General features: G+C 43.9%; 21 protein-coding genes. 19 read left to right on the top strand and 2 right to left on the bottom strand.

The window, feature by feature from the left end:
* The first annotated feature begins 1 nt into the window (after position 1).
* The 11 genes from ABE547_RS11140 (at position 2) to ABE547_RS11090 (ending at position 13,701) form a co-directional block, all read left to right on the top strand.
* Entirely contained in the window at positions 2 to 631 is a 630-nt protein-coding gene (locus tag ABE547_RS11140; protein ID WP_347378849.1) for a single-stranded DNA-binding protein, read from the top strand.
* A 139-nt stretch (positions 632 to 770) separates the two neighbouring features.
* Positions 771 to 1,661: a 4-hydroxy-tetrahydrodipicolinate synthase gene (dapA, locus tag ABE547_RS11135; protein ID WP_347378848.1), complete on the top strand. Its 891-nt coding sequence runs from the start codon at positions 771 to 773 to the stop codon at positions 1,659 to 1,661.
* A gap of 110 nt (positions 1,662 to 1,771) precedes the next feature.
* Positions 1,772 to 2,530 (top strand): 4-hydroxy-tetrahydrodipicolinate reductase, encoded by a 759-nt coding sequence (dapB, locus tag ABE547_RS11130; protein ID WP_347378847.1) that lies wholly within the window; start codon positions 1,772 to 1,774, stop codon positions 2,528 to 2,530.
* Between the two features lie 72 nt (positions 2,531 to 2,602).
* Positions 2,603 to 4,555 (top strand): fructose-1,6-bisphosphatase, encoded by a 1,953-nt coding sequence (locus tag ABE547_RS11125; RefSeq protein ID WP_347378846.1) that lies wholly within the window; start codon positions 2,603 to 2,605, stop codon positions 4,553 to 4,555.
* Between the two features lie 123 nt (positions 4,556 to 4,678).
* On the top strand, positions 4,679 to 5,017 hold the full coding sequence (locus ABE547_RS11120) for a hypothetical protein (RefSeq protein ID WP_347378845.1): 339 nt from the start codon (positions 4,679 to 4,681) through the stop codon (positions 5,015 to 5,017).
* Between the two features lie 149 nt (positions 5,018 to 5,166).
* Complete coding sequence (hisA, locus tag ABE547_RS11115; protein ID WP_347378844.1) at positions 5,167 to 5,937, top strand: phosphoribosylformimino-5-aminoimidazole carboxamide ribotide isomerase; 771 nt, start codon at positions 5,167 to 5,169, stop codon at positions 5,935 to 5,937.
* 326 nt (positions 5,938 to 6,263) lie between these two features.
* Entirely contained in the window at positions 6,264 to 8,828 is a 2,565-nt protein-coding gene (gene secA, locus ABE547_RS11110; protein ID WP_347378843.1) for a preprotein translocase subunit SecA, read from the top strand.
* Between the two features lie 44 nt (positions 8,829 to 8,872).
* Positions 8,873 to 9,980 (top strand): peptide chain release factor 2 gene (gene prfB / locus ABE547_RS11105; RefSeq protein WP_347378842.1). Its coding sequence is split into 2 segments (ribosomal slippage): positions 8,873 to 8,947 and positions 8,949 to 9,980, totalling 1,107 coding nucleotides; the frame shifts between segments, so codons are not numbered across the junction.
* A 12-nt stretch (positions 9,981 to 9,992) separates the two neighbouring features.
* Positions 9,993 to 11,222, top strand: coding sequence for a homoserine dehydrogenase (locus ABE547_RS11100; RefSeq protein ID WP_347378841.1), 1,230 nt, complete (start codon positions 9,993 to 9,995; stop codon positions 11,220 to 11,222).
* Between the two features lie 65 nt (positions 11,223 to 11,287).
* A complete protein-coding gene (locus ABE547_RS11095; RefSeq protein WP_347378840.1) occupies positions 11,288 to 12,499 on the top strand; it encodes a cofactor-independent phosphoglycerate mutase in 1,212 nt (403 codons plus the stop codon).
* Positions 12,493 to 13,701, top strand: a complete 1,209-nt coding sequence (locus ABE547_RS11090) for an aspartate kinase (protein WP_347378839.1) — start codon at positions 12,493 to 12,495, stop codon at positions 13,699 to 13,701. Before ABE547_RS11095 ends, ABE547_RS11090 begins: the two co-directional genes overlap by 7 nt.
* On the opposite strand, the gene ABE547_RS11085 is transcribed toward ABE547_RS11090, so the two are convergent.
* Together ABE547_RS11085 and ABE547_RS11080 are read right to left on the bottom strand one after the other, a co-directional pair.
* Entirely contained in the window at positions 13,698 to 14,105 is a 408-nt protein-coding gene (locus tag ABE547_RS11085; RefSeq protein WP_347378838.1) for a helix-turn-helix transcriptional regulator, read from the bottom strand. The genes ABE547_RS11090 and ABE547_RS11085 overlap by 4 nt on opposite strands.
* Positions 14,106 to 14,216: 111 nt before the next feature.
* Positions 14,217 to 14,660 (bottom strand): CYTH domain-containing protein, encoded by a 444-nt coding sequence (locus ABE547_RS11080; protein WP_347378837.1) that lies wholly within the window; start codon positions 14,658 to 14,660, stop codon positions 14,217 to 14,219.
* A 114-nt stretch (positions 14,661 to 14,774) separates the two neighbouring features.
* Here ABE547_RS11080 and ABE547_RS11075 point away from each other — a divergent pair, with 114 nt between their 5' ends.
* The 8 genes from ABE547_RS11075 to ABE547_RS11040 all read left to right on the top strand — a co-directional run bounded on the left by ABE547_RS11075 (position 14,775) and on the right by ABE547_RS11040 (position 23,911).
* On the top strand, positions 14,775 to 15,320 hold the full coding sequence (locus ABE547_RS11075) for a DJ-1 family glyoxalase III (protein WP_347378836.1): 546 nt from the start codon (positions 14,775 to 14,777) through the stop codon (positions 15,318 to 15,320).
* 13 nt (positions 15,321 to 15,333) lie between these two features.
* Entirely contained in the window at positions 15,334 to 16,014 is a 681-nt protein-coding gene (locus tag ABE547_RS11070) for a hypothetical protein (RefSeq protein WP_347378835.1), read from the top strand.
* Between the two features lie 103 nt (positions 16,015 to 16,117).
* Entirely contained in the window at positions 16,118 to 17,404 is a 1,287-nt protein-coding gene (gene tig / locus ABE547_RS11065; RefSeq protein ID WP_347378834.1) for a trigger factor, read from the top strand.
* Positions 17,405 to 17,442: 38 nt separating this feature from the next.
* Positions 17,443 to 18,024 (top strand): ATP-dependent Clp endopeptidase proteolytic subunit ClpP, encoded by a 582-nt coding sequence (gene clpP, locus ABE547_RS11060; protein WP_235248519.1) that lies wholly within the window; start codon positions 17,443 to 17,445, stop codon positions 18,022 to 18,024.
* Between the two features lie 33 nt (positions 18,025 to 18,057).
* Positions 18,058 to 19,314: an ATP-dependent Clp protease ATP-binding subunit ClpX gene (clpX, locus tag ABE547_RS11055; protein WP_347378833.1), complete on the top strand. Its 1,257-nt coding sequence runs from the start codon at positions 18,058 to 18,060 to the stop codon at positions 19,312 to 19,314.
* Positions 19,315 to 19,394: 80 nt separating this feature from the next.
* Entirely contained in the window at positions 19,395 to 21,749 is a 2,355-nt protein-coding gene (gene lon / locus ABE547_RS11050) for an endopeptidase La (protein ID WP_347378832.1), read from the top strand.
* Between the two features lie 10 nt (positions 21,750 to 21,759).
* The gene (gene yihA / locus ABE547_RS11045; protein WP_347378831.1) at positions 21,760 to 22,371 is read left to right on the top strand and encodes a ribosome biogenesis GTP-binding protein YihA/YsxC; all 612 of its coding nucleotides are present in this window, start codon (positions 21,760 to 21,762) and stop codon (positions 22,369 to 22,371) included.
* Position 22,372: 1 nt separating this feature from the next.
* Entirely contained in the window at positions 22,373 to 23,911 is a 1,539-nt protein-coding gene (locus tag ABE547_RS11040) for a nitrite/sulfite reductase (RefSeq protein WP_347378830.1), read from the top strand.
* Positions 23,912 to 23,939: the final 28 nt, after the last annotated feature.

Genomic DNA, 23,939 nt, shown 5'->3' with positions numbered 1-23,939 from the left:
TATGTCAGATAAGATCATTGAAAACAACCAGGTAACGATTATGGGAGAGATTGTGTCACCATTTACATTCAGTCATGAAGTGTTTGGCGAAGGATTCTATATGGTGGATGTAAGTGTGCGGCGTCTCAGCAATTCAGAGGACCGGATTCCGCTTATGATATCAGAAAGACTGATGGATGTATCCCGGGATTATACCGGAGAGTTCATCATGGCAAGCGGGCAGTTTCGATCCTACAACAGGCACGATGAGCAAAAGAACAGATTGATTTTATCCGTATTCGTAAGAGAAGTGTCTTTTGTAGAAGAAGAACTGGACGGTGCCAAGACAAATAATATATTTCTGGACGGTTATATCTGTAAGCAGCCGGTATATCGTAAAACTCCGCTGGGAAGAGAGATTGCGGATCTTTTGCTGGCGGTCAATCGGCCATACGGAAAGTCTGATTACATACCGTGCATATGCTGGGGAAGAAATGCAAGATATGCTTCTGCGTTTGAGGTCGGGGAACATGTACAAGTGATCGGACGGATTCAGAGCAGAGAATATATTAAGAAGCTGACGGATACAGAGACAGAAAAGCGAACGGCATATGAAGTGTCCGTCAGTAAACTGGAGTGTCTGGCAGAATAAATATGGTGGTGGGTCTGATTATAGCAGGAGAAGTGAAAAGAGATCTGGCGGGTATCAGTTTGTAATAGAATATTCCATTGACATCACATTTCTTTGATGATAGAATTTTGATAGTTATAAGGAAAGGCAGGAGAATGCTATGGCTATTTTTACAGGAGCCGGTGTGGCAATCGTTACACCATTTCATGAAGATGGAAGTATTAATTATGATAAACTGGATGAATTGATTGATTTTCACTGCGAGAAAAAAACAGACTGTATTATTATATGTGGTACAACGGGTGAATCTGCTACGATGACAGAGGAAGAGCACATGGATTGTGTGAAGTTTACGATCGACCGTGCAAAGGGAAGAATTCCGGTCGTTGCAGGAACAGGCTCCAATTGTACGAGAACCGCAATTGATATGTCCAAAGAGGCATCGGAGTACGGAGCAGACGGACTGCTTCTGGTGACGCCGTATTATAATAAGGCAACACAGAATGGACTGATCGCTCATTTTACAGCCGTTGCAAAGGAAGCAAAAGCACCGATCATTATGTACAGTGTTGCGAGCAGAACCGGATGCAATATCGAGCCTGCAACGGTTGCTGAACTCGTGAAAAATGTAGATAATATTGTCGGAATCAAGGAAGCTTCCGGTAATATTTCTCAGATTGCAAAGATCATGGCTATGACAGACGGTAAGGTTGATCTGTATTCCGGTAATGATGACCAGATCGTTCCAATTCTTTCGCTCGGTGGAAAGGGTGTTATCTCTGTATTATCCAATGTTGCACCGGATGAAACGCATGATATCTGCGAAAAATTCTTTAATGGTGATATTGCAGGAAGTGCAGCACTGCAGTTAAAGGCGCTCCCGCTGGTTGAGCAGTTATTCTGTGAAGTGAATCCGATTCCGGTTAAAAAAGCGATGCAGCTGATGGGTGTAGACTGTGGACCACTTCGCATGCCGCTGACAGAGATTTCAAAAGCACATGAAGAAACACTTGCAAAGGCAATGAAGGAATTTGGTATTAAACTGGCTTAATTACAGAAAATGTTGTACAATATAGAATAATAAAGATAAGAGGGATATCATATCTGATGATACATATATGATATCCTTTTTTAACATGATGTGACAGGAGGATGAAAAAGATGGTACAGGCAATCATGCATGGATGCAATGGACATATGGGCCGTGTAATCACGGATATCATAAAAAACAGTGAAGGGATTGAACTGGTTGCCGGAATTGATAAATACACGGGAATTCCAAATGAATATCCCGTTTTTGACAGTATTGAAAAGTGTAATATAAAAGCGGACGTGATCATTGATTTTTCAAACGCGGCAGCGATAGATGCACTTCTTGATTACTGTGTGGAAAGACAGGTTCCGGTTGTACTGTGTACGACAGGCCTTTCTGAAGAGCAGCTTGCAAAAGTGGAAGAGGCTGCAAAAAAGGTGGCTGTCCTGAAGTCTGCCAATATGTCGCTTGGAATTAATCTGTTGTTAAAGCTTCTGCAGGATGCAACGAAGGTACTTTCTCCTGCAGGCTATGATATTGAACTGGTGGAAAGACATCACAATCAGAAACTGGATGCACCGAGTGGTACTGCGATCGCTCTGGCAGATTCTATCAATGAATCTGTGGGCAATCAGTATACATATGTATATGACAGAAGTCAGGTGCGTCAGAAAAGAGATGCAAAAGAGATTGGAATCTCTGCAGTTCGCGGCGGAACGATTGTTGGGGACCATGAAGTGATCTACGCCGGAACGGACGAAGTGATTGAGTTCAGACATACAGCTTATTCCAAGGCCGTATTTGGAAAAGGTGCTGTTGAAGCGGCAAGATTTCTGGCTGGGAAACCGGCGGGAAGATATGACATGTCAGATGTGATTCAATTTTAAGACAGGTATGCCTATATTCAGTTCGGAAAGAACTGTATGATATAGAATGTTATTATATTATGGGAGGAAGTTATGAAAAAGTTAGAAGAGAGGTATCTGGAGAGACTTTCTCAGCTTTATCCAACCATCGCCAAAGCATCGACGGAGATCATTAATCTGCAGGCGATTCTGAATCTGCCGAAAGGCACGGAACATTTTTTGACTGATATTCATGGTGAATATGAGGCTTTTTCGCATGTTCTTAAGAATGGATCAGGATCAGTGCGCCGTAAAATCGATGATGTATTCGGAAATACTATGAGTAGCAGGGAGAAGCAGACCCTTGCTACTCTTATTTATTATCCGAAGGAAAAGATGGACAGAATTAAAAAGACTGAGGAAAACATGGAAGACTGGTATAAGATTACACTGTACCGTCTGATCGAGGTATGTAAGAGAACGGCAAGCAAATATACCCGTTCTAAGGTCAGAAAGGCACTGCCGCCTGATTTTGCGTACGTGATTGAAGAATTGATCACTGAAAAATCAGAGATTACGGATAAGGAATCTTATTACAATTCTATTGTCAATACGATCATCGAGATCGGAAGGGCAGAGAAGTTTATTATTGCGCTGTGCGAGCTGATTCAGAGACTGACGGTCGATCATCTGCATATTGTTGGGGATATATTTGACAGAGGTCCGGGACCGCACATTATTATGGATAAGCTGATGGGTTACCATTCCGTAGATATTCAATGGGGAAATCATGATGTATTGTGGATGGGAGCTGCCGCAGGACAGAGAGGATGTATTGCAAATGTGATCCGAATCTGCGCCCGTTACGGCAATCTGGACATTCTGGAAGAAGGATACGGAATCAATTTGCTTCCACTGGCAACATTTGCAATGAGCACATACAGGGATGATCCATGTGAGTGCTTCAAACTGAAAGGACACCCGAATTACAACCCGAGTGAAATGCTGATGGATATCAAGATGCACAAGGCAATCTCTGTGATTCAGTTCAAGGTGGAAGGTCAGATTATCAAGAAAAATCCGGGATTCAAGATGGAAAAGAGAAATCTGCTTCATCATATTGATTATGAAAAGGGAACGATAGAGCTGGACGGACAGGAGTACGAACTGCTTGATAAGAATTTCCCTACGATTGATCCGAAAAAGCCATATGCTCTGACCAAAGAAGAAGAGGATATCATGGAGCGTCTGGAACGGGCATTTACCAATTGTGAGAAGCTGCAGAGTCATATGAAGTTCCTTCTGAATAAAGGAGGATTGTATAAGGTATATAATGGCAATCTGCTGTATCATGGCTGTGTTCCGCTGAATGAAGACGGATCATTGAAAAAAGTGCGTCTCTATGGACATACATATAAAGGAAGGAGTCTCTATGAGATTCTGGAGAGCTATGTAAGAAAAGGCTTCTATGCGGTGGACCCGAAGGAAAGAGAACGTGGAAAAGATATGATGTGGTACATCTGGCTCAGTGAGAATTCGCCGCTGTTCGGAAAGGATAAGATGGCTACATTTGAACGGTATTTCCTTGCGGAAAAAGAGACGCATAAAGAGAAAAAGAATGCATATTACCGCCTGCTGGAAGATGAGAAAGTAATCAATAATATTCTGAAGGAATTCGGACTTCCAAGTGAAGGATCCTACATTATTAATGGTCATGTTCCGGTGAAGAGTAAGGATGGAGAAAATCCGATCAAATGCGGTGGAAAAGTGCTGGTCATTGACGGAGGATTTTCCAGAGCCTATCAGAAAGAAACCGGAATTGCAGGATATACACTGATCTACAATTCCTATGGTCTGATCCTTGCAGCACATGAGCCATTTGAATCTACGGAAGCAGCAATCGAAAAGGAAAGTGATATTCATTCGGACAGTACGGTTGTAGAACGGGTTCTGGAACGTAAAAAAGTCGGAGATACGGATACAGGAAGAGAACTGAAAGAACAGATTGAGGATCTGGAAGTCCTGATGGCAGCATATCGGAGCGGTCAGATTGCAGAACGGCTGTAAAAAATGTATAATTAGTAAAAAATCCCATGATTTCCATGGTATATGTCGGACATAATCTGCAAATATTACAAGCAACAAGTAATACTTGATTATAGATGAATATACATGAAAGGGAGATCAAAAATGAAACAGTTGAAAAAATGGGGATTAATTCTGATGTGTACAGGAGTGATGATGGGGCTTACAGCCTGCGGCAATAATACAAATGATGATAACGCGGCCAATGACAATGCTGCGACGGAAGGAACCACAGATAACAATAACAATGGCGGTGTTGTTGAAGATATAGGAAATGACGTGCAAGACGGTATTGATAATATAGAAAATGGTCTGGATAACAATAATAATACGAATAATACTGTGAATGATACTACAGACAATAACAATACCGGACTGAATGATAAGAACAACACTACCGGTACAGACAATACAAACAATACGATGGAAAAAAATCAGAAATAATAAGATCCTTTGGATCAGAAACTAAGAACTGCGGGGAATGCCGAAAAGAATTGGAGGCATTCCCCGCAGTTCTTTTACTGGACTTAAATGCTTTAGTGTGGTAAAATATGCCGAAAAGAACAGCAGATACTATACAAGGAGTACATATAATGAGATTCAGACCATGTATTGATATTCATAATGGAAAAGTTAAGCAGATTGTGGGGGGAAGTCTTACGGATGAAAATGATCAGGCAGTGGAGAATTTTTCATCCGTTCAGAATGCAGATTATTTTGCACATCTGTATCAGAAGGACGGATTGAAGGGAGGACATGTGATTCTTTTGAATCCTCCATCTTCCGGGTATTATGAACAGACAAAGATGCAGGCGGTAAAGGCGCTGATGGCATATCCGGGCGGACTTCAGGTCGGCGGAGGCATTACAGCCGAAAATGCCGCAGAGTATATCGAGGCAGGGGCAAGTCATGTGATCGTGACTTCATATGTGTTTCAGGATGGAGAGATCCAATGGGATCGAATGGAGGGACTTTGCAAAGAGGTAGGAAAAGAACGTGTAGTGATCGATGTAAGCTGCCGGAAAAGGGACGGAGAATATTATATTGTGACAAATCGGTGGCAGACCTTTACTCAGGTGAAACTGGATGCAGAGATACTTCGCAGGATTTCTGCATACTGCGATGAATTTCTGGTGCATGGAGTAGATGTGGAGGGAAAAGCTTCCGGAGTGGAGGATGAACTGATCGAAATCCTGAGCGAACAGCAGCAGATACCTGTCACTTATGCCGGGGGGATCGGAAGTCTGGAGGATCTGCGGCATTTTCGGGAGATTTCACATGGAAAGCTGGATTTTACCATAGGAAGTGCACTGGATCTGTTTGGAGGAACGATTCCTTATCAGGAGGTAAGACAGTACAGGTAGGAGTGAACTGTTTTAGTAATTCACACCGTACCGCCACCTGACATGCGCATTCGTCGTGCTTACGCACTTCAGTTTCGCACTGCGTGCTAAGAATGCTTATGCAGGTGGCGGTTACGAGTTCCCTCGTACCAGAAAGATAGCATCTGCCCTTTCCTGCATGCAGAAGGCAGATGCTATCTTTCTGGTACGGAGTGAACTGTAACAGCGAGGTAAACAGTTTGTGAACACTTTATAAACGGGTTGAATTGAATTATAGATAGTGCTAGAATGGGGATTAGAGTGGTCGTATTGTGACTATAATTAGTAGTAAGGAGCATACAGTCAATATGGGTTTAATACAGAAATTATTTGGAACGCACAGTGAAAATGAATTGAAAAGAATCTATCCGATCGCAGATGCAATTGAAGCGCTTGATTCTGAGATGCAGAGTCTTTCGGATGAAGAGCTCAGAAATAAAACGAAAGAATTCAAAGAGCGTCTTGCAAATGGTGAGACTCTGGATGATATTCTCCCGGAAGCATATGCGGCCGTTCGGGAAGCAGCATATCGTACACTTGGAATGAAGCATTATCGTGTACAGCTGATTGGTGGAATTATTCTTCATCAGGGACGTATCGCTGAGATGAAGACCGGTGAGGGAAAGACACTGGTTGCAACACTTCCGGCATATCTGAATGCATTGTCCGGAAAAGGAGTTCACGTTGTAACGGTCAATGATTATCTGGCAAAGCGAGATGCTGAGTGGATGGGACAGGTTCACGAATTTCTGGGACTGACGGTCGGAGTTGTATTGAACGGTATGGATAATGATGAACGGCGTGCGGCATACAATTGTGACATTACTTATGTTACAAACAATGAGCTGGGATTCGATTATCTGAGAGACAATATGGTTATATATAAGGAACAGCTGGTTCAGAGAGGGCTGAATTATGCCCTGATCGATGAGGTTGACTCTGTATTGATTGACGAAGCAAGAACTCCGCTGATCATATCCGGACAGAGTGGAAAGTCAACAAAGCTCTATGATGCGTGTGATATTCTGGCACGGCAGCTGGAACGGGGAGAAGCCAGTGGAGAGTTCTCCAAGATCAATGCAATCATGGGTGAAGAGATTGAAGAGACCGGGGATTTTATTGTAAATGAGAAAGAAAAGAATATCAATCTGACAGAGGATGGTGTGAAAAAGGTTGAGAAGTTCTTCCATATTGACAACCTTGCAGATCCGGAAAATCTGGAAATTCAGCATAATATCATCCTGGCGCTCCGGGCACATAATCTGATGTTCCGCGATAAGGATTATGTCGTAAAAGATGATGAAGTTCTGATTGTTGATGAATTTACAGGTCGTATTATGCCTGGACGTCGTTATTCAGATGGACTTCATCAGGCAATTGAAGCAAAGGAGCATGTAAAGGTAAAACGGGAAAGTAAAACGCTGGCAACCATTACATTCCAGAACCTGTTTAATAAGTTCACAAAGAAAGCAGGTATGACAGGTACTGCATTGACGGAAGAAAAAGAATTCCGTGAGATCTATGGAATGGACGTTATTGAGATCCCGACCAATGTTCCGGTTATCCGTAAGGATCTTGAGGATGCGGTATATAAAACACAGAAAGAAAAGTTCCGTGCTGTCTGTGACGCAATTGAAGAAGCTCATGAGAGACATCAGCCGGTACTGGTTGGTACGATTACGATTGAAAATTCCGAGCTTCTGAGTGGCATGCTGAAACGCCGCGGAATCAAACATAATGTGTTGAACGCCAAATTCCATGAGATGGAAGCCGAAATCGTTGCACAGGCAGGTGTACATGATGCAGTAACCATCGCCACCAATATGGCCGGACGTGGTACGGATATTAAGCTGGATGATGAGGCAAGAGCAGCAGGCGGTCTGAAGATCATCGGTACTGAGCGTCATGAATCCAGACGAATTGACAATCAGCTGCGTGGTCGTTCCGGACGACAGGGAGATCCGGGAGAATCCAGATTCTATATCTCTCTGGAAGATGATCTGATGCGTCTCTTTGGATCCGAGAAACTGATGAATGTGTTCAGTGCGCTGGGCGTGGAAGAAGGAGAACAGATCGAACATAAGATGCTTTCCAGTGCAATTGAAAAAGCACAGGAAAAGATTGAGAGCAATAACTTTGGAATTCGAAAGAACCTGTTGGAATATGATCAGGTAATGAATGAACAGAGAGAGATTATATATGAAGAGCGACGCCATGTTCTTGACGGAGATAATATGCGTGATTCTATCTTCCATATGATGAATGATTATGTGGAGAATGTGGTAGATATGGTCACCAGTGCCGATCAGGACTATGACGAGTGGAACCTGACAGAACTGAATATGACCATCCATAATACAATCCCGATGGCGCCTGTTACAGAAGATGATGTCAGGGATATGAATCAGAAAAAACTGAAACATATGCTGAAGGAACGTGCAGCAAAGGCTTATGAGATGAAAGAATCCGAATTCCCGGAGACAGAGCAGATACGTGAGATTGAACGTGTGGTTCTTCTGAAAGTGATTGATGCGAAGTGGATGGCACATATTGATGATATGGATCAGCTTCGTCAGGGAATCGGTCTGCAGGCTTACGGACAGAGAGATCCAAAGGTAGAGTATAAGATGATCGGATATGAAATGTTCGATGAGATGACCAGAAGTATTACAGAGGATACCGTACGTACTATTTTCCATGTAAAACTGGAACAGAAGGTAGAGAGAGAACAGGTGGCGAAGGTTACAGGTACCAATAAAGATGAATCTGCGATCCGTGCACCGAAAAAACGTGCGGAAAAGAAAGTATATCCAAACGATCCGTGCCCATGCGGAAGCGGAAAGAAATATAAGCAGTGCTGCGGACGAAAATAATGTCACCAGCAGGCTTGATCATTAAATAGAAAGAGGTGAAGAAAGTGGTTGAATTAGATCAATTTAAAAGTATAATGAATGCTTATGAAGAACCTCTTGCCGAGATGAGGGATTCACTTTGACGTAACCGGCAAGGAGAGAAGAATCGAGGAGCTGGAACGTAAAGTAGAAGACCCAGGTTTCTGGGATAATCCGGAGGAATCACAGAAGCTGATGAAAGAACTGAAGAATCTTCAGGAACTGGTAAAAACCATTCATCAGCTATATACATCATATGATGATATCTGTCTTCTGATTGATATGGGATATGAGGAAGAAGATTCTTCTATGTTCAAGGAAATCGGAGGAGAGATCCGGGAATTTGAATCCCTGTTTGAGGGACTGAGAATTCAGACATTATTGTCGGGTGAATATGATGCCTGCAATGCAATCGTGACGATTCATGCAGGAGCGGGAGGAACGGAGTCCTGTGACTGGGCGAACATGTTATATCGAATGTACAGTCGCTGGGCGGAAAGAAAAGGATTTTCTCTTCAGGTCCTGGATTATCTGGATGGAGATATTACAGGAATCAAGGCAATCACATTTGAAGTGAATGGAGAAAATGCCTATGGATACCTGAAATCCGAAAAGGGAGTCCACAGGCTGGTGCGTATTTCACCGTTCAATTCAGCGGGAAAACGTCAGACTTCATTCGCGTCTCTGGATGTGATCCCGGATATTGAAGATGATATTGATATTGAGATTGCAGATGAGGATCTTAAGATTGATACGTATCGTGCAAGTGGTGCGGGAGGACAGCATGTCAATAAGACTTCTTCCGCAATTCGAATTACGCACCTTCCTACCGGAATCGTAGTACAGTGCCAGAATGAAAGATCTCAGCATCATAATAAAGAAAAAGCCATGCAGATGCTCAAGGCCAAGCTTAAGCTTATCAAAGAACAGGAACAGGCAGATAAAGTATCTGACATCCGTGGTGAAGTGAAAGAAATTGGATTCGGTAATCAGATCCGATCCTATGTGATGCAGCCATATACAATGGTCAAGGATCACAGAACCAATGAGGAAAACAGTAATGTAACCGCTGTTCTGGATGGAAATATTGATTCATTCATCAATGCCTATCTGAAAAAAACAGCGCAGAAATAGAGGGAGGACTTTATGATAAATATAGCAGTTATGGGTTATGGAACCGTAGGTTCCGGAGTGGTCGAGGTAATCAATACCAACGGAGCCCGGATCAACCAGCGGATCGGGGATGAACTGAATGTAAAGTATGTGCTTGATCTTAAGGATTTTCCGGGAGATCCGGTGCAGGAAAAAATTATACATGATTTTGATACGATCCTTGGGGATGATGATATTCAGATCGTGGTAGAAGTCATGGGAGGAATTGAGCCGGCTTATACGTTTGTAAAGAAATGTCTGCAGGCCGGAAAGAGTGTTGCAACCTCCAATAAGGCACTTGTGGCAGCACATGGTGCGGAGCTTCTTTCAATTGCTGCAGAGCACAACATCAATTTCCTGTTTGAGGCAAGTGTCGGAGGTGGAATTCCGATCATTCGTCCGCTCAACTCTTCACTGACAGCAGATGAGATTGAAGAAATCACAGGTATCCTGAATGGAACGACCAATTATATGCTGACAAAGATGTTCTATGAAGGTGCAGATTACGATACTGTTCTTAAGGAAGCACAGGCAAATGGCTATGCCGAACGCAATCCGGAAGCGGATGTGGAAGGCTATGATGCCTGCAGAAAAATTGCGATCCTGTCTTCGCTGATCTCGGGACAGCAGGTGGATTTTGAAGACATATACTGTGAGGGAATCACGGAGATCACAGTAGAAGACATGAAATATGCGAAAGCAATGGGAACAACGATCAAGCTTCTGGCTTCCAGCAAACGTTATGCAGGAAACAGACTGCATGCCATCGTTGCTCCGTGTATGCTCTATCCGGAACATCCATTATATAATGTAAATGATGTATTCAATGCAATCTTTGTACATGGAAATGTGCTGGGAGATGCAATGTTCTATGGAAGCGGAGCAGGTAAGCTTCCGACTGCCAGTGCGGTTGTTGCTGATGTAGTAGATGCGGCCAAGCATCTGAACCGCAACATCATGACGATGTGGAAAGAAGAAAAGCTTCATCTGGAAGATAAAGCAGATGCAAAGAGAAGATTCTTTATTCGTATCAAGGGAGATGCAGGCGAGATGCTTCCGGCACTGAAAGAGTCTTTTGGAGAGGTTGAGATTGTTGAAGTTCCTGAGCTGAAGGGAGAATTCGGATTCATAACGCCGGTGATGATGGAAGGAGATTATGAGACCAGATCAAAGTTGTATAAAGACCAGATATTACATATGATACGAGTGGAAGATCAGAAATAGCAGTCGAGATGTCTCCGGATATCTGGACTTTGATGATCAGGCAGAAAAGGAATGGGAGTGAGGACATGAAGTACATTGTAGTGCTTGGAGATGGAATGGCCGGAAGACCATTGGAAGAACTGGAAGGAAAGACAACACTGGAAGCAGCCGTTACCCCGGTGATGGACGGGCTGGCAGCCAAAGCGGAACTTGGTATGGCATCGATGGTTCCGGAAGGAATGGCTCCGGGAAGCGATACTGCGAATCTGGCGGTTATGGGATATGATCCGAAGATATATTATACAGGACGTTCACCTCTGGAAGCGCTTAGTATAGGCGTGGATATGGAAGAGACGGATGTATCTTTCCGGTGTAATATTGTAACATTATCTGAAGAAGAAGGCGCATATGAGGATCGGACGATGATTGATCACAGTTCGGACGAGATCAGTACAGAAGATGCAGCCGTGCTTATGGAAGCGCTGAAAGAAGGACTGAAAAAGGAAGGGTATGAATTCTATGTGGGAACCAGCTACCGCCATCTTCTGATCTGGAAAAACGGAAAAGTAGTGGAACTGACGCCCCCGCATGATATACTTACAAAAGTAATCGGTGATTATCTGCCGGAAGATGCAGTGCTCAGGGAGATGATGAAGAAGAGTTATGAGATTCTGAATCATCATCCGCTGAATGAAGAACGCCGAAAGAAGGGCCTTCATCCGGCAAATTCTGCATGGTTCTGGGGAGCAGGGAAAAAGCCGTCACTGACTTCTTTTGAGGAACGTACCGGCAAAAAAGGTGTGATGATCTCTGCGGTAGATCTGTTAAAGGGTATTGCAGTCGGTGCCGGAATGGACCGTATCATTGTAGAAGGTGCAAATGGAGGACTTCATACGAATTACAGGGGAAAAGCAACTGCTGCAGTGCAGGCACTTACCCGGGATGGATATGATTTTGCCTATATTCATGTGGAGGCTCCGGACGAGATGGGGCATCAGGGAAGCATTACTGATAAGATTACAGCAATCGAAAAGGTTGATGCAGAAGTGCTCCGGGTATTGGTTGATGGTCTGAAAGACGCCGGTGAGGATTACCGCGTTCTGGTACTGCCGGATCATCCGACTCCGATTGAGGTGCGAACACATACCGGAGAACCTGTTCCGTATCTGTTATATGACAGTACCGAAAGTAAAGAAGGAAAGAACGCTTACAACGAGAAAACAGCAGCCACAACCGGAAGAAACTGGTCTGACGGTTATAGACTAATAGGGCACTTGTTACAGGAGGAAACATGTTAATAGTAAAAAAATTCGGCGGCAGTTCTGTGGCCAATCAGGAAAGAATTTTTAATGTTGCCAGACGCTGCATTGAAGACTATAAAGCAGGAAATGATGTAGTAGTTGTTCTCTCTGCTATGGGAGATACAACCGATGAATTGATCGACCTGGCAAATTCGATCAATCCGAATGCAAAGAAGAGAGAGCTGGATATGCTCCTTACGACCGGTGAGCAGGTGTCTGTGTCGCTGATGGCGATGGCAATGCAGGCGCTGGATGTTCCGGCAGTATCTTTAAATGCATTTCAGGTCAGAATGCATTCCACTTCACGTTATGGCAATGCCAGATTCAAACGTGTAGATACCGAAAGAATCCGTCATGAACTGGATTCCCGGAAGATCGTGATCATTACCGGATTCCAGGGAGTGAATAAATATGACGATATTACAACCCTTGGCCGCGGAGGATCTGATACTACAGCGGTTGCACTTGCAGCAGTGCTGCATGCAGACAAATGTGAGATCTATACGGATGTAGACGGAGTATTTACAGCAGATCCGAGAGTTGTAAAGACGGCGAAAAAACTGGATGCCATTACTTATGATGAGATGCTCGAGCTTGCAAGTCTCGGAGCAAAAGTACTTCACAACAGATCTGTTGAGATGGCAAAAAAATACAATGTAGAATTAGTGGTGCGGTCCAGCCTGAACCGTTCAGAAGGTACCGTAGTCAAGGAGGGTTCAAATATGGAAAAATTGTTAGTTACAGGTGTGGCGGCCGATAAGAATACGACCAGAATCTCTGTGATCGGAGTAGAAGATAAGCCGGGAACAGCATTTGCTATTTTTAATACGCTTGCAGCAAATAACATCAATGTAGATATTATTCTTCAGTCTGTAGGTCGAGAGGGAACAAAAGACATCTCATTTACAGTTGCGACGGATGATCTGCAGAATGCACTGGATGTTCTGGAATCCAACAAAGAAAGACTTACGATCCAGCAGATTACCTGGAATGAAAATGTTGCAAAGCTTTCAGTGGTAGGTGCAGGAATGATGAGTAATCCGGGTGTTGCGGCGAAGATGTTCGAATGTCTGTATAATTCCAGAGTAAATATCAATATGATATCAACATCTGAGATCCGTATTACAGTACTGGTTGCAGAGAAAGATATTGAAAAAGCAATGAATGCAGTACACGATGGATTTGCATTGGGTGATTAGTCAGCGGGAGAGTTGGAATTAGAATGCAGAAAACCGGTAATGATCTGTTTGTTCTCACGGGAGAGGGTGCGGAATCTGAGAATCAGATTCAGTTCTTCTTCGGTGAGATAGATAGAATTACCGGTATTTTTATCTGATGTAAGAGTATATGAAACGGGAGTTTCGCGGAGGGTATCGGAAGACGCAGTCATCCCCGGAAGGCTGCGAAATGCCAGATCATCCAGTGAAATATGGTAATAACTGGACAGACAGATCAGGGTATCAAGATCCGGAGTCCGGTTGCTGGTTTCATAATTCGAATATGCCTGTCTGGATATGTTCAATACTCTGGATACATCATCCTGAGTCAGATTGTGTTTTTTTCTGAGATAACGCAGGTTGTTGGCCAATTGTACGTTCGGCATAATGTTGTACCCCCACAAGTGAATTTACTTGATAGTATAGCAATTTGGACAATAAATTCATATCTATGCATCGAAACGTAGCAATCAGATATAATGCAACAAATTGTTGCATTATATCTGGCTCAGATGGCTGTTATGGTATTCGCCGGAAAATGTTACATCTTCTCCGAACCATTCAGGGGCAGTGAAGGTATTGGCCTCTTCTTCAGAGGAAAATTCGACTTCTACAAGAGTCAGAGGTGCCAGTTCCCCTTCAAAGATGTCCAGTTCTGCGGTCAGTTCAGAGGAGATTGGGATCATATAGCGCTTTTTTTGAATCAGGCGCCCGTCGATTTTTGTCAGAAGATGCCCGTAAGCCTCCTTTGTTAACGGGAGATTGTATTCTATGCGTGCCATATGGCCTTTGGATTTATAAGTAAGTTCATATTTGTCGTTATCCTTTCGGATACGCACGACCGGGCTGGTATTCAGATAGCCCTGTTCAATCTGCCGGCATGGGTAGATTTCCAGATGTTCCGGTATATCAGAAACAAGATATTTGCGTTCGATTTCCATAATGTCGGACCTCCATTGTGTTATATTATCATATTATAGTATAACATCAGAAGCTTACTCTTGTACACCTGAGGATAGTAGTGTTAAAATGATTGATTAAGGAGGATGATTGAGATGAAAAAAGTAAGTGTTATGTTAGCAGATGGTTTTGAAGAAGTAGAAGCTCTGACGGCGGTTGATCTGTTGAGAAGAGCAAAGATTTATGTAGATACAGTTTCTATTACGGATGATTTTACCGTTCACGGCGCGCATGGAATTAACGTGCAGACAGAAGATCTGTTTGATGAAGTGGATTTTTCAGAGACCGATATGATCGTGCTGCCGGGAGGAATGCCGGGAACCACGAATCTGAAGGAGCATGAAGGACTGAAAAAAGTTCTCTTAAGATTTGCAGAAGAAGAAAAATATATCGGGGCGATCTGTGCGGCACCGACGGTACTTGATGAGATCGGGATCCTTCAGGGGAAACGTGCTACCTGCTATCCGGGAGTAGAATCACAGATAAAGGATGCGATATTGACACGTACCCCGGTTATGAGAGATGGTAATATCATTACCGGGCAGGGCGTGGGAACTGCCATTGATTTTGCACTGAAGCTGGTAGAAGTTCTGGCAGGAGAAGAAAAAGCAAAAGAAATTGCGGAAGCAATCGTCTATTAATGAGGATTGGCTGATGAAACAATATGAAAGAGTAAAAATCCGAAGAGCGGCAGCAGGCCTTATGCTTACTGTGCTTCTGTTAACCGGGTGCGGACGCGGGGCAGATGCCTCCGGTTATGTGAATGCTGTTCTGGCACTGACTTTTCAGGGAGAGACACAGGCAGCCATGGAATATATGGAGGAGCCCTCCAAGCAGCAGCTAATGCTCATATATCAGGATTCCATTGACCGTTTTGTGGCGGGAAATATTACAAATGAGATTCAGATGAGTGAATTGAAGACCAGTCAGTTTGGCGAACTGGTGTCAAAGATCTTCATGACCATGCGATATCAGGTGGAAGAAGCAAAGAGGACAGATAAAGATACCTATGAAGTGCCGGTTGAGATTCAGCCTTCGGATGTGTTCGTTCAATATTATGATGCGCTGACAGAGGATTCTCTGAAAATTGCAGAAAAAGTGGAAAATGGAGAATACCAGGGGACAGAAGAGGAGATTAATCAGCAGGTGCTGAATGATATTGTAAATCATGCTTATGAGTTACTGGACACAGCTTATCTTGCTACCGATTATGGGGAGAAGCAGACGGTAATTCTTCGTGTAACCGTGGAGAAAAACAATGAATATACGATCAATGAAGATGACATGGACAATTTGATTGTAAAAATCCTTCGTTTAGATGAAATCGGGGGCTAGATATTTATAAATGTTTGTGTTATACTTCTGTAGTGAATGTAATGTAGGATACCTGCCTTTTTTGCTACCCAGAAGGCCGGTTAGAAACAGGAGGAAATGATAAATGAGTTTACAGGTAGAAAAATTAGAAAAAAACATGGCGAAACTTACAATTGAAGTTCCTGCCGATGATTTAGAGAAAGCGCTTCAGAGTGCATATATGAAGCAGAAGAACAAGATCTCTTTGCCTGGTTTCCGTAAAGGAAAAGTACCTCGTCAGATGATCGAAAAAATGTACGGAGCAGAGATCTTTTATGATGATGCTGCAAATGAACTGATCCCGAAGGCATATGCAGATGCTTACGATGAGTGTGAACTTGAGATTGTGTCCAGACCGGAGATTAACGTTGTACAGATTGAAAAAGGAAAACCGTTCATCTTTACAGCAGATGTTGCTACCAAACCGGAAGTGACTCTCGGAGAGTATAAGGGTCTGGAAGTAGATAAAGTATCTACTCGTGTAACACAGAAAGAGATCGACGCAAAGGTTCAGGAAGAAGCAGAAAAGAATGCAAGAGAGATCACAGTAGAGGATCGTCCGGTACAGGATGGAGATGAAGTAATCCTTGACTTTGAGGGATTTGTTGATGGTGTTGCATTCGAAGGCGGAAAAGGAGAAAACTATCCGCTGAAGATTGGTTCAGGCTCTTTCATTCCTGGATTTGAAGAACAGCTGGTAGGAGCAGAAGCTGAAAAAGAAGTTGAAGTGAATGTTACATTCCCGGAAGATTACCATGCAGAAGATCTGAAGGGAAAAGCAGCTGTGTTCAAATGTACCGTTCATGAGATCAAGGCAAAGGAACTGCCGGAGATTGATGATGAATTTGCAGCAGAAGTATCTGAATTTGATACATTAGAAGAATACAAAGCTGATATTAAGGCAAAGATTAAAGAGCAGAAAGCTGCTGAAGGAAAGAGAAAACAGGAAGATCAGGCAGTAGAGCAGGCAATTAAGAATGCAGAGTATGAGATTCCGCAGCCAATGATCGAGACTCAGGCTGTACAGATGGCAGATGATTTTGCACAGAGAATCCAGTCTCAGGGACTGAGCATGGAACAGTACTTCCAGTTTACCGGCATGACAGCTGAGAAGATGATGGAAGAATTCAGACCGCAGGCAATCAAGCGTATTGAGACCCGCCTTGTTCTGGAAGCGATTGCAAAGGCTGAAAATATTGAGATCTCAGATGAGAAGCTGGATGAAGAACTGGCTAAGATGGCTGAAACATACAATATGGAAGTTGAAAAACTCAAAGGATTTATGGGTGAGAACGAGAAGAAGCAGATGAAGGAAGATATGGCTGTACAGGAAGCTGTTACTTTCTTAGTAGAAAATGCTGTGGAAAAATAGAACCCGAATTGCATATATAATCAGGAGGAGACGTAAACATGAGTGTGATACCTTATGTCATTGAACAGACAAGCCGTGGAGAACGCTCCTACGATATCTATTCAAGATTATTAAAAGACAGAATTATCTTTCTTGGAGAAGAAGTAACCGATGCATCTGCAAGTGTGATTGTTGCACAGCTGTTATTCCTGGAGGCGGAAGATCCGGAAAAGGATATTCATCTGTACATCAATAGTCCGGGAGGATCTGTGACTGCCGGAATGGCAATTTATGATACGATGCAGTACATCAAGTGTGATGTAGAGACCATCTGTATCGGTATGGCTGCAAGTATGGGATCTTTCCTGCTGGCGGGCGGAACCAAGGGCAAGAGACTTGCTCTTCCAAATGCTGAGATCATGATTCATCAGCCGTCAGGCGGTGCTCAGGGTCAGGCGACGGAGATTCAGATTGCAGCTGAGCATATATTAAAGACCCGTCAGAAATTGAATCAGATACTGGCGGAAAATACAGGACAGCCGTTAGACGTAATCAGCGCTGATACAGACAGAGATAATTTTATGTCTGCGGAAGAAGCAAAAGCATATGGCCTGGTAGACGAAGTCATCACAAGCCGTTAATTTTGCGGACCGGTCCTTAGACGAGGTGAGAGAATGGGAAAGAACGACGATCAGATCAGGTGTTCGTTCTGTAACAAGACACAGAATCAGGTCAGAAAGTTGATCGCAGGCCCAAATGGGGCGTATATCTGTGATGAGTGTGTGGATGTCTGTGCAGAGATTATAGAAGAAGAATTTGAATATGAGAACGGAAGACACTGGAATCCGTTCTCTGATATCAATCTTCTGAAACCGGAAGAAATCAAAGAATTTCTGGATGATTATGTGATCGGACAGGACGAGGCAAAGAAAGTTCTGTCTGTTGCAGTATATAATCATTATAAAAGAATCATGGCCGGGAAGGACATGGGAGTGGAACTGGGCAAGAGTAATATTCTGATGCTCGGGCCTACCGGATGCGGTAAGACGCTTCTGGCACAGTCTCTGGCTAAGATTCTGGGTGTCCCGTTTGCGATTGCCGATGCAACTGCATTGACAGAAGCCGGATATGTCGGAGAAGACGTGGAGAATATTCTTCTGAAGATTATTCAGGCTGCAGATGGTGATATTGAACGTGCAGAATACGGCATTATCTATATTGATGAGATCGATAAGATTACCAGAAAGTCGGAGAATCCATCTATTACAAGAGATGTGTCCGGAGAGGGTGTACAGCAGGCTCTCCTGAAGATCATTGAAGGAACGGTTGCAAATGTACCTCCGCAGGGAGGAAGAAAGCATCCGCATCAGGAGATGATACAGATTGATACAACCAATATTCTGTTTATCTGTGGCGGTGCGTTTGAAGGAATTGAAAAGATTGTAGAAAAACGTATTGACCAGAAGTCAATTGGATTTAATGCGGAGATCGCACAGAAGCATGAGGATGATGTAGACAGACTGCTGAAGCAGATTCTGCCTCAGGATCTGGTGAAGTTTGGACTGATTCCGGAGCTTGTAGGTCGTGTGCCGGTTACTGTTGCGCTGGAGATGCTTGACAGAGATGCACTGATCCGTATCCTTACAGAGCCAAAGAATGCAATTGTGAAACAGTATCAGAAGATGCTTGAACTGGATGGAGTCCGCCTGAGTTTTGATCAGGAGGCACTGGAAGCGATTGCAGAGACTTCTCTGAAGAGAAAGACGGGCGCGAGAGGACTTCGTGCGATCATGGAAAATGTTATGATGGATATTATGTATAAGGCTCCATCAGACGAGACATTAAAATCATGTCGTATTACAGAAGATGTTGTTAAGGGACTTGGTGAACCGGAATGTGAACACTCCGGATTTCGGTCTGAAAGTGCATAATTATTTACAAGAGATATGAAAGAGGGCGGGTGCAAGAGGAGCAGTTTGTACCCGCCTGTTCTATACCAGGAGAGTAATATATGATAAAAGAGACTTATAGTCTGCCGATGGTTGCTTTAAGAGGACTCGTGATTCTTCCGGAAGAGGTCAGGCATTTTGATGTAAGCCGCGAAAAATCTCTGAAAGCAATCGAAGAAGCGATGCTGGGAGATCAGAAGATATTTCTGAGTATGCAAAAAGAAATTGATACGGAAGATCCGGGATTGGAAGAGATTCAGCAGATCGGGTGCATTGCAACTATACGGCAGGTAGTAAAATTACCAAAGAAAATCAGCAGAGTCCTGATATCGGGAGAAGCCAGGGCTCGCATCAATACAATGGAATTTGAGGATCCTTACCTTCGGGCACATGTTACCGTGATTCCGGATACAGATACGTCGGCAGAAGATACAGGGGCTATGGAGCATCCGATGAATCTTGAAGCAATGATCCGGGGATTGAAGGATGTCTTCAGAGAGTATATGCTTAAGAATCCAAAGCTTTCCAAGGAACTGGCTCTTCGGATTGACAGTATAAGTGAGATGAAAGCTCTGGTTGATATCATTGCGGCAAATATGCCGTTTTCCTGTGAAGATGCGCAGGAACTTTTGGAAGAGTCGGACGTCATGCGCCGATATGAATTACTGATCTATAAGATTGTCAATGAGATTCAGATCCTGAATGTAAAGGAAGAGATTCAGGCAAAAGTAAAAGCGCGTGTTGACAAGAATCAGAGGGAATATATTCTCAGAGAAGAGCTGAAGCTGATCCGGGAAGAACTTGGAGATGACAACACGCTGTCGGATGCGGATGAATTTCAGCAGAAAACAGATGCCCTGAATGCATCCGGAGAAGTGAAAGAGAAGCTTGCAAAAGAGATCAAACGTTTCCGGAATTCCATGAGTAGTCCGGCAGAAATCGGTGTGATCCGGACATACATTGAAACGATGCTTGAAATGCCGTGGGATAAAATGTGCAGAGAGCATAAAGATATTGCATACGCAAAAAAAGTGCTGGATGAGGATCATTACGGTCTGGAAAAGGTAAAGGAACGTGTGCTGGAATTTCTGGCAGTGCGTGCATTGACCAAGAAGGGAGAAGCGCCGATCCTGTGTCTGGTGGGTCCACCGGGAACCGGTAAGACATCCATTGCCAAGTCACTTGCACGGGCATTGAAGAAGCCTTATGTCAGGATATCCCTTGGCGGAGTGCGCGATGAGGCAGAGATTCGGGGACACCGGAAGACGTATGTCGGAGCAATGCCGGGAAGAATTGCAAACGGGATGAAGCAGGCAGGAGTTAAGAATCCGTTGATGCTGCTGGATGAGATTGATAAAGTCAGCAGCGATTATAAAGGGGATACTTTTTCTGCACTTCTTGAGGTCCTGGATGGAGAACAGAATAACAAGTTTGTGGATCACTATCTGGAAGTTCCGATTGATCTGTCCGAAGTATTATTTATCACGACTGCGAATACACTTCAGACGATTCCAAGACCGCTTCTTGACCGAATGGAAGTGATCGAAGTCGGCAGTTATACAGAAAATGAAAAGTTGCATATTGCAATGGAACATCTGATTCCAAAACAGCTTGAAAAGCATGGTTTGAAGCCGGAGCAGCTTACGATCAGTAAAAAAGTAATCTGGAAGATGGCCCGGAATTATACAAAAGAGGCCGGTGTAAGACAGCTGGAGCGAAAAATCGGGGATATCTGCAGAAAAGCAGCAAGAGAAATTCTGGAATCAAAAAAGAAATCGATCCATGTGACGGAGCGAAATCTGTCTCAGTATCTTGGAAAAGAACTGTACTCTTACCAGATGGCCAATGAAAAGGATGAGGTCGGAATTGTCCGCGGACTTGCATGGACAAGCGTCGGAGGGGATACACTTCAGATAGAGGTTAATGTCATGCCCGGAGAAGGTGAGATCCTTCTGACAGGACAGCTTGGAGACGTCATGAAAGAATCCGCAAGAGCCGGAATCACATATATTCGTTCTGTGAGCAACCGGCGGGGAGTCCCGGAGGATTTCTTTAAGAAACATGATATTCACATTCATATTCCGGAAGGAGCCGTTCCAAAGGATGGTCCGTCTGCAGGAATTACGATGGCTACGGCAATGATGTCTGCTGTTACAGGACGGAAGGTAAGAGCTGATCTGGCAATGACCGGAGAGATTACACTGCGGGGAAGGGTTCTCCCAATCGGAGGTCTGAAGGAGAAGCTTCTGGCAGCTAAAAACGCAGGAATCAAGACAGTGCTTGTACCAAAAGAAAACGAAACTGATGTGGCTGAGATCTCTTCAGAGATTACAAAGGGGCTGGAGATCCTACCGGTGTCACACATGGATGAGGTGCTGAATGTGGCGCTGGTGTCGGAAGTGAAAGAAGACAGATAAGGGGAATCATATGGTAATCAGAAGCATTAATTTGGAAACAGTATGTGGTATTACAAGCAAACTTCCGGAAAATACGCTTCCGGAGATTGCATTTGCCGGCAAGTCCAATGTAGGAAAATCCTCGCTGATCAATGCACTGATCAATCGAAAATCCTATGCAAGGACCTCAGCAACGCCCGGAAAGACACAGACGATTAATTTTTATAATATCAATGAGGAATTATATCTGGTAGATCTTCCGGGGTATGGCTATGCAAAAGTGTCGGAGCAGGAGAAGATCAGATGGGGCAAGCTGATCGAACGTTATCTGCATGAGTCAAAACAGTTGAAAGTTGTGTTTCTGCTGATCGATATCCGTCATGAACCATCTGCCAATGATAAGATGATGTATGAGTGGATCGTGGCACAGGGATACCGGCCGGTGATTATTGCGACAAAACTGGACAAAATAAAGAGAAGCCAGAAAGATAAGCAGATCAGGCTTGTAAAGCAGGGGCTGAATGTTCTGCCGGGGACGAAGGTGATTCCATTCTCTGCGGAAACAAAACAGGGCAGAGATGAGATATGGGAACTGGTAGAATCTGAGTTCCTGAATATAGAAAAGGAAAAAGGAGAACTGTAGTATGGATAACTTAATCAGAGAATTCAAGGAAGATCTTATGGAGTTCCGTGAGATGACAGATAAGTTTTATGCGAAAGAAATCAGCATGAAAGAGTACAAAGGTTTTTCCGGAGGATTTGGAAGCTATGCGCAGAAAGGCGGAAATGCAAGTATGTTAAGACTTCGTCTGCCTGGTGGACGTCTGACAAAAGATAAATTGAAATTTGTTGCAGATGTCATTGCTGAGTATGGTGTGGATAAAGCACATTTTACAACATGTCAGACGATACAGCTGCATGATCTGGAAGCAGATACTGTCTGTGCGATCATGGAAAAAGCAATGGATGTCGGAATCATTACCCGTGGCGGAGGCGGAGACTTTCCGAGAAATACGATGGCATCCCCGCTTTCCGGAGTGGAAAAGGGAGAATATTTCGATGTGATTCCATATGTAGAGGCTGTTTCAGATTATCTGATGGGAATCATCAAGACGGTAAAGATGCCGAGAAAGTTAAAAGTATGTTTTTCTAACTCTCCGGCAAATGAGCCGCATGCGACGTTCCGAGATCTTGGGTTTGTGGCAAGACCGGACGGAACTTTTGATGTGTACAGTGCCGGCGGTCTTGGAAATAATGCGCGTATGGGTGTGAAGGTTGCGGAAGGAACTGATCCGGCAGAGGTACTGTATTATGTACAGGCAATGGTGGATACTTTTGTTGCATATGGAAATTATGAGAACCGTGCAAAAGCAAGAACCCGTTATATGCAGGAAACGCTGGGTACAGATGGTTATAAAGAGGCATATCTTGAAAAACTGGCGGCAGTGAAAGCAAAGGGTAATCTTACGATTCATCCGGAGATCATAGAAGTAACAAAGGCAGGAGACGGAAGTACGGCATTCGGAAAGCGTATCACCGGGCAGAAGCAGGAAGGACTGTATGCGGTTGCTTATCATCCGGTCGGAGGGCTTCCGCCGGTTACAAAGTTTGCGGAATTATATGATGCAATCAGAGATATGGAGCAGGTGGAGATTCGTATTGCACCGGATGAAACGATCTATGTGATCAATCTGACCGGGGATGAGGCGAAGAAAGTGGAAACTGTCACGGCCGATGGTGCACAGAATCTGTTTGAGACATCTGTATCCTGTATCGGAAGCACCATCTGCCAGGTAGGACTTCGTGATTCACAGGGGGCACTGGCATCCATTATTGAAGAAGTGAGAAAACATGACTTTGCAGATGGGGTACTGCCGAGGATCCATATCTCCGGATGTACGTCTTCCTGTGGTACACACCAGATCGGCACACTGGGATTTCATGGCGGGGCCAAGCGAGTGAACAATGTGGCAGAACCAGCATTTACATTCCATGTCAACGGCTGTGATGTTCAGGGGCAGGAACGATTTGGAGAACCGTGGGGCATGATGCTTCAAAAGGAGATGCCGGCATTCTTTGTGGAACTGGGAGAAGCAGTTCAGGCAGAGGAACTGACTTTTGAAGAGTGGTATGCAAAAGATCCGGAAAAGCTCAGGAAAATTGCAGAAAAGTATCTGTATTAATGAGAAGATATGAATAGAACCGAAGGCT

Source organism: Dorea sp. YH-dor226 (genome assembly GCF_039832105.1).
Lineage (GTDB): Bacteria > Bacillota > Clostridia > Lachnospirales > Lachnospiraceae > Dorea_A.
The sequence above is the reverse complement of the archived record's forward strand: the minus strand, read 5'-3'. Positions and strand labels throughout refer to the sequence as shown.